Annotated in this window: 8 protein-coding genes and 1 pseudogene; 2 read left to right on the top strand and 7 right to left on the bottom strand. The window is 62.8% G+C overall.

Going from position 1 to position 13382, the window contains the following annotated elements:
* Positions 1–52 precede the first annotated feature (52 nt).
* From JQ572_RS08865 to JQ572_RS08845, 6 genes and pseudogenes are all read right to left on the bottom strand, one after another.
* Complete coding sequence (locus tag JQ572_RS08865) at positions 53–1987, bottom strand: alkyl/aryl-sulfatase (protein ID WP_211382626.1); 1935 nt, start codon at positions 1985–1987, stop codon at positions 53–55.
* A gap of 70 nt (positions 1988–2057) precedes the next feature.
* On the bottom strand, positions 2058–3221 hold the full coding sequence (locus JQ572_RS08860) for a GGDEF domain-containing protein (protein ID WP_211382625.1): 1164 nt from the start codon (positions 3219–3221) through the stop codon (positions 2058–2060).
* 180 nt (positions 3222–3401) lie between these two features.
* Positions 3402–4682 (bottom strand): TRAP transporter large permease, encoded by a 1281-nt coding sequence (locus JQ572_RS35420; RefSeq protein ID WP_249128988.1) that lies wholly within the window; start codon positions 4680–4682, stop codon positions 3402–3404.
* Between the two features lie 216 nt (positions 4683–4898).
* A pseudogene (locus JQ572_RS35415) lies at positions 4899–5258 on the bottom strand (TRAP transporter small permease); the annotation flags it as partial.
* Positions 5259–5533: 275 nt separating this feature from the next.
* Positions 5534–6535, bottom strand: coding sequence for a DctP family TRAP transporter solute-binding subunit (locus JQ572_RS08850; RefSeq protein ID WP_211382623.1), 1002 nt, complete (start codon positions 6533–6535; stop codon positions 5534–5536).
* 201 nt (positions 6536–6736) lie between these two features.
* The gene (locus tag JQ572_RS08845) at positions 6737–7507 is read right to left on the bottom strand and encodes a methyltransferase domain-containing protein (RefSeq protein ID WP_211382622.1); all 771 of its coding nucleotides are present in this window, start codon (positions 7505–7507) and stop codon (positions 6737–6739) included.
* Between the two features lie 158 nt (positions 7508–7665).
* Here JQ572_RS08845 and JQ572_RS08840 point away from each other — a divergent pair, with 158 nt between their 5' ends.
* Positions 7666–8409 carry an SDR family NAD(P)-dependent oxidoreductase gene (locus JQ572_RS08840; RefSeq protein ID WP_211382621.1) on the top strand — a complete coding sequence of 248 codons (744 nt, stop codon included), beginning with the start codon at positions 7666–7668 and terminating at the stop codon, positions 8407–8409.
* Positions 8410–8703: 294 nt separating this feature from the next.
* On the opposite strand, the gene JQ572_RS08835 is transcribed toward JQ572_RS08840, so the two are convergent.
* On the bottom strand, positions 8704–9186 hold the full coding sequence (locus JQ572_RS08835) for a DUF6647 family protein (protein WP_211382620.1): 483 nt from the start codon (positions 9184–9186) through the stop codon (positions 8704–8706).
* A 130-nt stretch (positions 9187–9316) separates the two neighbouring features.
* On the opposite strand from JQ572_RS08835, the gene JQ572_RS08830 reads away from it, so the two are divergent.
* Positions 9317–12853 carry an AAA family ATPase gene (locus JQ572_RS08830; RefSeq protein WP_211382619.1) on the top strand — a complete coding sequence of 1179 codons (3537 nt, stop codon included), beginning with the start codon at positions 9317–9319 and terminating at the stop codon, positions 12851–12853.
* Positions 12854–13382: the final 529 nt, after the last annotated feature.

Raw genomic sequence — 13382 nt, 5'->3', positions numbered from 1 at the left:
CCTCCGTGGAAAGACTCTGGCTGCGCTCGCAATGACGGGAGAAAGCGGTGGCCTACGTTACTGCCGCCCGCTTCGGCTCGACGATCTCGAACATCCGCGGGAATTCGTCCATCAAGCCCATCAGCTCGGCGAGGCGCATCGGGTTGCCGGCGAGCTCGACCTTGCCGGCGGCCACCGCCTCCGGAAAGCTGGTGAGCTTGGCGATCACCTCGTCGAGCGTGGCCCGCGCGAGCGTGAAGCTGGCATCGGCGCCTTCCGCCTGCACGCCCTCGGTGTAGGTGAGCGCAGAGTTCTCCAGATTCAGCACGAACGTCTCGCCGGTATCGGTAAAACGCCAGTTCAGCACGATGTGCTTGCCGTCCGCCTTCGGCCCGTTGAGGCGGATGCCGAGCACGTCCCAGATCTGGGAGGTGCGCAGCGCGGCCAGCGTCTCACGCGGCATCGGCGGGCGCGGCGGCACCTTCGGCATGCCCTGTCGCAACTCCTGCGCGCCGAACAGATAAGCGTTGCGCCAGGTCGCGCTTTCGGCGGCGTAGCCGAGCTGCTCCAGCGTGTCCGCCAGCAGGTCACGCGCCGCCTGATTGCCGGGCTCGGCGAAGACGAGATGACCGAGCACCTGCGCCACGAAGCGGAATTCGCCCTTGGCAAAGTCCGCAGCCGCGCGCGCGAGGATCGCGTCGGCGCCGCCCATATACTCGACATATTTCTTGCCGGATTCCACCGGCGGCAGCGGATCGAGATTGACCGGATTGGCATCGTACCAGCCCAGATATTTCTGGTAGATCGCCTTCACATTGTGCCGGATGTGGCCGTAATAGCCGCGGCCGTGCCAGGCGCCCTCCAGGCTCCTCGGCAACTGGATCGTCTCGGCGATCTCGGCCGCGGTCAGCCCGTGGTTCATCAGGCGGATGGTCTGGTCGTGCGCGAACTTGTAGAGGTCGCGCTGCTGCCGGATCATCGTGCCGATGCGCTCGCGCCCCCACACCGGCCAGTGGTGCTGGCCGCACATCGCCTCCGCCTTGCCGTCCCAGAGCAGCAGGGCCTCGTTCAGATATTTCGACCAGGCCAGCGCGTCGCGCACATCGGCGCCGCGGAACGGCAGCAGATTGTGAAAATTGTGCGTGCAGTTCTCGGCGAGGTTCAGAAGCTTGTAGCGCGGGACGAAGAAGTGCATCTCCGCCGGCGCTTCGCTGTTCGGCGCCATCTGGAATTCGAAATCGACGCCGTCGATCACGCGCGTGTCGCCGGTCGCCATGATCAAATCGGTCGGCCGCAGCAGCGCGACCGAGCCCGTCGCCATCGACTTGCCGAGGCCGCAATCGACCTGCCCGCGCGCGCCCTTGGCGAGGAGCGGCCCGAACTGGTACTGCGCCCGCCGCAGCATCGCCGGTCCCGCGATGATGTTCTCGGAGACGGCATGCTCCATGAACAGGTTCGGCGCGATGATCGGCACCCGGCCGCTGGCGAGCGCATCCTCCTCCAGCACGCCGCGCGCCCCGCCCCAATGGTCGGTGTGGGTGTGGGTGAAGATCACGGCGGCGACGGGCCGCGCGCCGCGATGCCTGAAATAGAGATCGAGCGCGGCACGCGCGCCCTCGATCGAGGTCAGCGTGTCCACCACGATGACACCGCTGTCGCCTTCGATCAGCGTCATGTTGGCGATGTCGAGCCCGCGGACCTGGTAGATTCCGGGCACGACCTCGAACAAGCCGTGCTGCATGTTGAGCCGCGACTGCCGCCACAGGCTCGGATTGACCGTCGGCGGCGCCGCCTCAGTGGAGAGAAAGCCGTAAGGCTTGAGGCTCCAGACCGTCCTTCCCTGCGGATTGGTGATCTCCGCGTTCTCGATCGTGCCGAGGAAGCCGCGCGCGGCATCGTCGAAATCCCGGGTGTCGGAAAACGGCAGCGCATTCAGCATCGCCGTTTGCCGCGCGATGACGGACGGCGAGGCGTCCTTGGGCATATCAGCTGTCTCGAAGCTGCTCATAAGGCTCTCCCCGGCTTATCTTTGTTGGGGAGGCATCTAACCGCATCTCGATTGTGGTTCCAACTGCTCCTTATGCAGCCAGCCCTTCGGCGACCCTCTGGGCCGATGCGGTCGCGTCAGGCATCCGCAAGGCGCGAGCGAGCACATAGCCGCCGCGGTCCTGCTTGGCCCGGTACATCGCCCTGTCCGAGCGCGACAGCAGCGCTTCCGCGGTGCGCCCGTCGCCCGGCGCAACGGCGACGCCGACGCTGACGCCGAGCTCGATCGCCTGTCCGTCCACATCATACGGCATGCTGATCGATTGCAGGATCCGCTGTGCCATCGCTTCCGCTTCCGCATCAGCCGCCGCGCGCTGCACCAGGACGAACTCGTCGCCACCCATCCGGACCACGAGGTCGTCGGCTGTGGCAAGGATCTTCAATCGCCCCGCAACTTGCTTCAACAGCGCGTCGCCGACGGGGTGGCCGAACCTGTCGTTCGCTTCCTTGAAGCGGTCGAGATCGAGCGTATGGACCGCAACCATCCCCGCCGCCAGCATCGGCGGCAAGTCCGTGGCCAGCACCGAGCGATTGGACACGCCGGTCATGGGGTCCGAGCGCGCGAGCTGCTCGAACTGCCGCTTCAGCGTGATCTGGCTGATCGAGGCGTTGAAGCTCAGCCGCACCATCTCGAAGCTCGCGACCACATACATCAGGATGAGGAGCCCAAGCCCGACATGGCGGAGATCGGGCTGCATGAACGTCACGATCGCGGCCGGCGCGGCGATCGCGACGAGATCGAGCAACGCCGCGACGGGACGCAGCGCCAGCCGCGCCACCACGCCGGCGCCGAACCCGAAGCCGATGCCGATCGCCATCACGCAACAGAGCGCATCACCCAGCACGATGCTGCGCGCGGCAAACACACCAAGCACGAAGGCCGTCGCGACTGTGCCGGCAATATAGCACCGCTCCCAGATCGCAGCCTCGGCCCGACCGAGCTGCTGCGACCGCGCGAGGCGGCGCCGGAACGCAAAAATTTCGAACAGGCGAACGATGGCCACCGCGACACCGGCGACCGTCAAGACCGCCGTCACCTTGTCGCCGGTCTCGTAGGTCGTAATGGCGCCGACCATCGCCTGGCAGGCGGCCGCGAGAATGGTAGGCATCGTCGTGCCGTGCAGGCCCGCGATCACTTCCATATAGACGGCGTCGGAAATCGACGCCCGCCCTGTTTCCATTCTGTTGAACAACATGCCAGCCCCATCTGCTGGCATCGTCCTACCGCACATCGGTAAAAAGGCGTTCACCGCACGGCAGTTGCATTTGAGCGCGCGGGTTTACCGTGCGTTAGCCATCTGCCGCCCTTCGGGCGAGGCCGATGGAGACGCTTCCCTCGGCGTCCCCGCTGGCGCCGCCAATCGCGGCTGGTTCCGCTACATCCCCAACAAACGAGGCAGCCACAACGACAGACCTGGCCAATAGGTGACGACCACGAGGAACGCCAGCATGGTCAGGAGCCATGGCCAGACCGCCACCGTGAGCTCGGTGATGCCCATCTTGGCGATGCCGGACGCGACATAGAGATTCAGGCCGACCGGCGGATGGCACAGCCCGACCTCCATGTTGACCGTCATCAGGATGCCGAAATGGATCGGATCGATGCCGAGCTTGATCGCGACCGGAAACAGGATCGGCGCCATGATCAAGATGATCGAGGACGGCTCCATCACGTTGCCCGCGATCAGCAGCAGGAGGTTGACGACGAGGAGGAAGCCGATCCAGCCGAGGCCCTGGTCGATCATCCATTGCGCGAGCGCCTGCGGTACATTCTCGTAGGTCATCAGGAACGAGAACAGGACGGCGTTGGTGATGATGTAGAGCAGCATCGCCGACAGATTCGCCGATGACAGCAGCACCCGCGGCACGTCTCGCAGCTTCAAATCCTTGTAGATGAACACCGCGACGATGAAGGCGTACACCGCGCTGACGGCGGCAGCTTCGGTCGGCGTGAACAGCCCGCTGTAGATGCCGCCGATCACGATCACGATCAGCAGGATTCCCCAGATCGAATTCCTGAACGCGTCGAGGCGCTGCATGAACGTCGCCTTCGGCATCCGCGGATAGTCATTCTGCCAGGCGCGATAGAACGTCGTGGCGCCGAGCAGCATGGCGAGCACCAACCCCGGTACGATGCCGGCGATGAAGAGCTTGCCCACCGAAGTGTTGGTGGAGACCGCATAGAGAACCATCGGAATCGACGGCGGGATGAGAATCCCGAGCGAGCCGGAAGTCGTGATCACGCCGGCGCCGAACCGTTTCGGGAATCCCTGCGCGACCATGGCGGGCAGGATCACCGATCCGATCGCCACCACGGTGGCCGGCGACGAGCCGGAAATTGCGGCGAACAGCGCGCAGGCGACCACGCCCGAGAGGGCAAGACCACCATACCAATGACCGACCAGCGCGGTCGCGAACGCGATCATCCGTCGCGCCACGCCGCCATGGGTGAGGAAGTTGCCGGCAAGGATGAAGAACGGGATCGCCATGATCTCGAAGCTCTCGATACCGGTGAACAGCTTCAGCGCCACCGATTCCGTTCGCACGTCGGTCAGCGTGAACATGAAGCTGAGCACGGTCAGTCCGAGCGCGATCGAGATCGGCATGCCCGTGAGCATCAATGACAGCAGGAGACCGAAAACGATGGCGACCCGCAGGCCTTGCGGCAACGTGATCAAATGGGCCGCATGGGCGAAGCACACTGCGACGATCAGGACCGGCAGCAGCATCAGGATCCAGCCGAGCGGACTGCGCTCGTCCCGGACCACCTGACTGCGCGTGACCGGTGCCGGATGAACCGGGTCTGCCTCGACGCCCTCGACGCCGGCCATGTCGTGATGCGGCAGCTCGCCGGTGCGATAGAACGACCAGGCGACTTGCAGGAAGCGGAAGCACATCAGGCCGGAGCCGAGCGGAATCGTGAGATACACCAGCCACATCGGCGCTTCGAGATCGTTCGACTGCTGGCCGGTCTGCCACATCTGGCCGACGAACGCGGCGCCGAAATAGCACACGATGGAAGTGAAAAGGGCGCCGCACAACAGACCGAAGGTGATCACGCGGCGGCGCGACCCGCCGGGAAGGACATTGACCAGCACGTCGACGCCGACATGGATTCCGGTTCGCACGCCATAGGCCGCGCCGAACTTGGCCATCCAGATGAACATGTAGATGCAGAGCTCTTGCGCCCAGGACAGGTCGAGCGCGGCGAGCCAGACGAACGCCGCTCGCATGGGCACGGCGAGGAAAGCCAAGTTGCGGGCTTCCGCCCATTTAGCAATGTCGATCGACAGCCCCGCCCCGTAGCGGTGCAGCACGGCGACGAAGATGAGCAACGTCGCGGCCGCAATCAGCGTCGCGATCAGCCATTCCTCGAGATGATTGAGAAAACGATTCAGCACGCGCAGCAACTTGGTCCCCCCAGGATAGGCTGGTCGTTCAAGAGCGAAACGGCCGGGAGTGCGATCACCCCCGACCGTTCATGGTTGTTCTTGAAGGAGCGCCGCCGTCAGTTCATCTTGACGTCGAGTTCCTTGGCGACGAGATCGAGCACTTCCTGCCCGACCCGGCCCTTTGCCCATTTATAAGTCGGCTGCATCGCTTCCTGCCACGCCTTGCGGTCGGCATCGGAGAGATAATGCAGCGTGGTCTTGCCCGTCTTCTTGATCTCGGCCAGCGCGTCTTCGTTCTCCTTGCGCGCGATCGAGTTGGTGTAGTCGGTCGCATCCGCCATCGCCTTGTCGAGCTGGGTACGGATATCAGGCGGCAGGCCATTCCAGAATTTCGAATTGACGATGACCGCGTATTGCAGATGCGCGTGATAGGACACGGTGATGTCCTTCTGCACCTCGTAGAACTTCTGCGTCAGATAGTTGGACGCGGTGTTCTCGCAGCCGTCGACCACGCCGGTCTGCAGCGCCTGGTAGACTTCGGAGAACGCCATGATCTGCGGGATCGAGCCCATCAGGCGGAAATACTGGTCGGCAATCTTCGATCCGGAGATACGGAACTTGAGTCCCTGGAAATCCGTCGGCTTCATCAGCGGGCGATTCGAAGAGACCATGTGGAAGCCGTTGTCCCAATAGGCGAGCCCCGAGATGCCCTTGGCCTCGAGCTTCTGGAACAGCCACTTGCCGACCGTGCCCTTCATCGCGTGGGCATAGGTCTCGTCGTCCTTGAACAGCCAGGGCAGATCGAGCGCCTCGAATTCCTTGACGCCGAGCGGCGCGAATTTCGCGGTCGAGGGCGCGAGCATCTGCACCGAGCCGAGCTGGAGCGCCTCGATCTCCTCCTTGTCCTTGTAGAGCGTGGAGTTCGGATAGACCTCGACCTTGACCTTGCCGTCGGTGTATTTCTCGGCGAGTTCCTTGAACTTGAGCGCGCCCTTGCCCTTCGGCGTGTCGTTGGCGACGACGTGACTGAACTTGATGACGATCGGGCTCTGGGCCTGGACGACGGCAGGAGCCACGAGAATAGCAGCGGCAGCGACCGCAAGAAGCAGCTTGCGCATGAAGTAACCTCCCAACAACTTCTAAAACCGGGTTCTTTTCTTGTTTTGCGGTTTCAGTAGTGGCAGCAATCCGACAGCCAAACAACTAGACCTAAGCCCAATTTGCCGCTGCCAAGCTATCTTGACGGCCGTTGCAGACGCAACCCGGCGCTTGCTCCCCTCCTGTGGAGCGATCGCTTATGTCGCACTGCAGCAGTGCAATCAGCCTTTTCGCTGGGCGACCATGAACAGGCGCCGGAACGGGAACAGCGTCTGCCCCGCGGCATTCTTCGGATAGGCCTTCGCGACCCGCGTCCCGTAGGCGGCCTCGAACGCGGCTTTCTCGTCGCCCTGCAAGACATCGAGGTAGCGCGTCAGCCAGGTCCCCTTGGTCCATTCCTTCACGGGGTTATCGCCTTCGAGCACCTGCAGATATTCGGTCTCCCAGATGTCGATGTTTTGGGACAGGGGCAGAAGAAGATCATGATAGAAGGCCGGCCCCTCGACCGGCGGCGGGGTCACGAGATGCTCGACCTTGGAGCGCCAGGGACCGTCCAGGGCGGTCTCGCCGATCAGTACATGCGAGGGAGCCAGAAAGTTGCGCGGCATCTGCACCGCGAACATGCCGCCGGGCACGACCTTCTCCATCACCGAGGGGAAGAGTGCCGCATGATTAGGCAGCCAGTGCAGTGCGGCATTGGAATAGATCAGGTCATATGACTTGGCCGGACGCCACTGGCCGAGATCCTCATGGGACCATTGCACCTCCGGCGCCGCCTTGCGGCCGGCGGCTACCATCTCGGCCGAGCCCTCGACGCCGGTCACGGTCGCATCCGGCCAGCGCTCCTTGATCAGCTTGGTGACGTTGCCGGCGCCGGCGCCGAGATCGGCGATCGTGCTCGGACCAAATTCCGGAATCCGCATCAAGAGGTCGACCGCGGGCCGGAGCCGGTGGCCGGAGAATTTCAGATATTGCTGCGGGTCCCAGACCATCGTTCAGCGCCTTTTCTTTTTTCGTGTTTCCTTCAACGCGGCTCTTGGTTACCACTGCTCGTCCCGGTCGGGCAAATCACCCTGACGGGGACAGGGCAGGAAACGAACAGCAAAACCAACGGCAACAGGCAAAAAAGCAAACAAGAAAGCGTGCGACCATGGACCTCGGGCTCAAATCGAAAACCGCTGTCGTCACCGGCGCGAGCATCGGCATCGGCCGCGCCATCGCCAAGGGCCTGGCTGCCGAAGGCGTGCGCGTCGTCGGCGTGGCCCGGCGCGCCGAGCTGCTCGCCCAGCTGGTGCAGGAGGTCGGCGGTGGGCTGATCACGCCGCTCGAGCAGGACGTGATGGCCAAGGACGCGGCGGAGAAGATCGCGGCGTTCGCGCTGAAGGAGCTCGGCCATGTCGACATCCTCGTCAACAATGCCGGCGGCAGCCGCCCCCTGCCCGTCGATGCGCCCGACAGCAAATGGGACGAGGCGATCGCGCTGAACTTCACCAGCTACCGCCGCATCACGCATGCGCTGCTGCCGCAGATGATCGAACGCAAATGGGGCCGCATCGTCAACATCACCGGCAAGTCCGAGCCGGAGGGTCTGAACGCCGCGTTCGCCGCCAAGGCCGCCGTGCACGCCTGGGCCAAGGGCCTGTCGCGCGAGATCGGCGAGCACGGCATCACCATCAACTGCATCCCGCCCGGGCGCATCATGAGCGAGCAAATCCGCCGCAACTACCCGCCGGATTATCGCGAGCGCTTCGCGGAGGAAGAAATCCCGGTCGGCTATTGGGGCGAGCCGGAGGACCTCGCGGCACTCGCGGTGTTCCTGGCATCACCCGTGGCCCGCTACATCACGGGAACGGTGATCCCGGTGGATGGCGGCTTGCGGCGGTATCAGTTCTGAGGGCGGGCTGCGGATTCGGTCGGTTGGTGAAAGCGTGCGACGTCCGCTCTGCTCGCCTGAGCGGACAGAATCGGCTCCGTGGTCCAATGGCGACATCACTGCTTGGCCGGGTCAGATGCGATTTGCGCGTAGGAAGTCTCTTCTGAGAACGGCAAGAACTCTTCATTGCTTCGCTCGCACCTTTGCTCGAGATGATTGGCGTCTTCTGCTCAATCGCCCGCTTCAGCTCCAGCGCGCAGGGCGGCGGATAGGCCTTAAGTCGCATCGAGGCGGGCGCCGGAGCTGCCCGCGAACTCAGTACAGCCCCATGGCCATGGCGCAAGAGGTCGAAACCAGAAGTGCAAGGCCGTTGATTCCAAACTCGGCCTCGAGATCGCGGCCGAACAGGTGCAGCCACTTATCCTGCGCCTCGTAGGCGAGCTTCTCCCGCTCGGCCGGACATTCGTAAGCTGCGCCGGCCTGGTTCTGAAGATGATGCACCATCTCATGCACGAGAACGGACAATTCGGCAGGCGTCGTGCCGGTCCATTTATCCGAAAGGTAGATTGTCCTGGTCCGGTCATCATAGAAAGCGACCACGTCCCGCCTCTTTTCGAAGGATGATTCCTGCTCGTGGAGCGCGGTGGTCTCGTGCTGGAGCGCCGACAGCAGGCCCTTGGTGCGAAGCCCCGCCATCTCGACTGAGGCTACCCGCTCGATGTGCGGGTGATTGAGACTGGCGGGCAGGGCGTAATTGGCGGAGATCCAGATCGCGATTGCGGTCAAAAACACGTCCATGGCTGCCTCCTGTGCTCTTCGGGCTTCCTATAAGCGCTAGAGCAAGAGGGCGTCTTTGGGATATGCTTGGATTTGCCTTGGGAATTTGCTGGTTTTGTTTTTCGAAACGGCAGGCGCTGGCGGGATTGTAATGATCTACGCATTCAAGGAGTATCTACTCGATACGGACCGCCGGGAATTGTGGCGTGCGACTGCGCTGGTCGCCGCCGAGCCTCAGACCTTTGATCTCCTCCTCTATCTCGTTCAAAATCGCGAGCGCGTGGTCAGCAAGGATGACCTGTTGGCTGCGATTTGGAGCGGCCGTATCGTTTCGGAATCGACCCTCAGCAGCCAGGTTAACGCGGTTCGCCATGCCATAGGTGACGATGGAGAGCGGCAGATCCTGATCCGCACGCTGCCTCGCAAGGGGTTTCGCTTTGTGGGCGAGGTCGAGGAACGATGCGAGCGGGAACCGCTTCCTGGGGGCGAAGCGGCGGCCCCCCCGCAGCCGACGGATCGACCCGACGCGGCGCGCAAGATGGAGCGGCCGGAACGCCGGCAACTCTCGGTGATGATCTGCGACCTCATCGGCGCCCGCACTCATTTATCGGGCCGGGACCCTGAAGACCTCCTGTTTCTCATGTCCGCTTGTCAGGACCGCATCAAGGCAGTGATCGCCGGGCACGACGGCTTCATCGGCAAATCCTTGGGCGACAAGGTTGTCGTTTATTTCGGATACCCGTGCGCGCGCGAAGATGATGCGGAGCGCGCAGTGCGCGCCGGCCTTGCGGTCATCCAGGAAGTCGCAGGGTTGCGGCTCCACGCCAAAATGCCGTTGCAAGCGCGCGTTGCTATTGCGACCGGCCTCGTCATTGTCGGCGATCTGAACGAGATCGGCATTGCTGCCGACCATGCAGCAATAGGTGATGTGCTGCCGTTGGCGGCCGGTCTCTTGGCGGTTACCGAGCCGGGTGCGCTGGTGATTTCCGCAACTACACATCGCCTCGTTGGCGCGCTGTTCACCTATCGCGATCTCGGATCGCTTGGGTTGAAATCGAGCGTCGATCCGGTCAGGGCCTGGCAACTGCTTTCGGAAAGCACGGCAACCAGCCGCTTCGAAGCGCTGCATGCTGAGCCCGTGAGGCTGATCGGCCGCGAGGAAGAGCTCGCGCTGTTGCAACGACGCTGGAGCCAGATCAAGACTGGCGAGGGCCGGCTGGTCCTGATCTATGGCGAGCCCGGGATCGGCAAGTCGCGCTTGGTTTTCGCCCTGCGGGAGGAGATCAAGGCGGATCCGCACCATTGCCTGCGCCTGCAGTGCTCGCCCCATCGCGTCCAGACTGCGTTTTATCCGGTCATTAATCAGCTCGAACATGCGGCCGGTCTTTCGGCCGGTGACAGCGATGCTACCAAGCTCGATAAACTCAAAGCGTTGCTGGCGCCGTCGTCGCAAAATTTGGCGAGGGACACAGCGCTTTTCGGTGAGCTGCTCTCGATTCCGTGCCAGACTGGTTCGTCCGTGCTGTCGATCAGTCCGCAGCGACGCAAGGAATTGCTATTGGAGCAGTTGGTCGGCCAGATCGCTGGTCTTGCCGCCGAGAAGCCGGTGCTGATCGTGCTCGAAGACGCGCATTGGGTTGACCCGACCACGCAGGAACTGTTCGATATCCTGACCGAACGCATCCGCACGCTTCCAGTTCTGCTCATTATCACCTACCGGCCAGAATTCGTCCCGCCGTGGCTTGGCCAGTCCCACGTGACGGTCATGACGCTGAACAGGCTTGGCCGGCACGACAACATCGAAGTGATCCGACAGGTCGCGAACGGCAAGGATTTCCCGCCCATCCTGCTCGAACAGATCGTGGCGCGAACCGATGGCGTGCCGCTATTCATCGAGGAGATGACGAAGTCGGTTCTGGAAATCGACATCATGCGCGAGGAAAACGGCAGCTACGTGCTTACGCAGTCGTTGCCGTCTCTCGCCGTGCCAACGACGCTACAGGCTTCATTGGTCGCCCGGCTGGACCGGCTCGCCTCGCTGCGCGCGGTGGTGCAGGCCGGAGCGGCGTTCGGACGTGAATTCGCTTACCCGCAGATACGGGCGGTCTGCAATCTCGGCGATGCCGAGCTCGCGCCGCTGCTCAGGCAGCTGGTCGCTTCCGGGCTGGTGCACCAGCGCGGCGTCGTTCCGCACGCCGTTTACACGTTCAAGCACGCGCTGGTGCAGGATGCCGCTTACGGCACCATGCTCAAAAGCCAGCGCGCCGCGATTCACACCCGCATCGTCGAGATCTTCGAGCGCCAATTTCCCGAAATGCTGGAACGTAACCCGGACGTGCTTGCCTATCACTGCACCGAGGCGGGAAGCTCCGGCAAGGCCATCGATTACTGGCTCAAGTCCACCCGTAAGTCGCTTGCTCGTTCGGCCGGCATCGAGGCGGAGGCCCAATTGGAAAAGGCCATGACGCTGCTGCCGAACATTACGGATCAGACGGCCCGTCAGCAATTCGAGGCCCGCATCCAGGTCGAGCTTGGCAACACCTTTATCATGACCAGAGGATTTGCCTCGCCCGATGTCGCCACCGCGCTGACAAAGGCGCGGGCCCTGCTCGATGAAGCCGCCTATCCTATCGAAGCGCTTCGGGCGCTCGGTGCCCTGTGCAACTATCACTTGATCCGGTCGGAATCGCCAAAGCTCCTGCAGCTTGCAGAGCCATTCCTTCGTCGCCGCGTTGACCCGCCCGGCGTGATGGTTAGTCATTACGAGGCCGGCACCGCCTATCTGCACATCGGCAGGTTCGAGGACGCGAGACTTCACCTCGAAAAGGGGCTCTCGCTTTACGAAGAAGAAACACCGGTCGCATTTATGGCCGGCAATAATATCCGAACGTTTTCGCTGGTCTGGCTCAGCCTTACTTACCTTTATCTCGGCAAGCTGAAACTGGCGACGGAAACGAGAGAGGCCGCCGTGAGCGACGCGCGAAGCCGCCTCCATCCCTTTACCCTGGTATCGGCGCTGCTGGCCTCGGCACGCTTCTTCCTCCACACACGCGACCTGCAGGCCGCGATCGCCGCGACCGAAGAGGGATTTGCCATCGCCACCGAGCAGCGCAGCCCCTACCACATTTCCCGCGCCAATATCCTGAAGGCTGTCAATCTCGTCGCGGGCGGTCGGGCCACGGAAGGAATTTCACTGATGGACGCTGCGCTCATGGAACATCGCGACACCGGGGCGAATTTTCAGAGTTCGTTTAACCTGTCCTGTCTCGCGGAGGCCTATGCCCGCGCCGGCAATCATGCACGCGCACTCGATTTCGCCGAGCAGGCGATCGGCGAGGTCGAGCGGTCCGGCGAACACTGGTGGGCTGCCGAGGCCCAACGCCTCAAGGGAACGATCCTGCTCACCGCAAATCCCACCGATCGCCGGCGAGCCGAGGACTGCTTTGTCTCAGCGCTGAAATCCGCGCAGACTCAGAAGGCAACGTTTTGGCAGCTGCGCGCTGCGCATAGCTTGGCCAGCCTGTGGAGCGGGGAAGGCCGCGATACTGAAGCCCGAAAGTTGCTGGCGCCGATCTATCGTAAATTCACCGAAGGCATTGATTTGCCTGATCTCGACGATGCGCGAAGGTTGCTGGACCGTCTCAGGAAGCCGGTCTCCAGTCAGCAGCGGCAAGCGACCTGGCGCTGAGGAAACGGACTAACGGCATCGCCAGCGGAGCAGCCACGAGACATCCCAGACGCGATCGCGAACCTAACGAACATCCGTGCATCGGTGCCACGATAGCATCGTGACGGTGTTTTGCCCGACCTGTCAACGCCGTCGCGACGCGCAGGGTCGCGACGGCGCCGCCTGAAGATACCTTGTCGATCAAGGGGCGTTGGGCTCAGCTCTTTGACGCGCTCTGAGCCCAACCTAGAGACGCAGGTGCTGTACATAGATATCAATTTTCCGCCGGCGGCTTCGATGAGGTTCTTGGCCGCTTCGTACCGGTTGGTTTTTGGATTTTCCATGATGCTGTTGAGAGATTTTGGGGTGTATTGCCCTGTCATACAGAAATGCATAGTGACTTCCTCCTGTCGGGGAATGTTCGGAAAATTGGGGCGCAAGATTTACTTCGGGCTCAACAAAAACAGGCGGCTAAAGCCGCGTTGAGCGAAAGACCATAGACCCCGCAAGATACCGCTGAGAATAGACGGGCGTTCGGCACTACCCGTCG

Source organism: Bradyrhizobium sp. SZCCT0153, from assembly GCF_018129995.1.
Classification (GTDB): Bacteria; Pseudomonadota; Alphaproteobacteria; order Rhizobiales; family Xanthobacteraceae; genus Bradyrhizobium; species Bradyrhizobium japonicum_G.
This window is presented reverse-complemented; position numbering and strand designations above follow the sequence as displayed.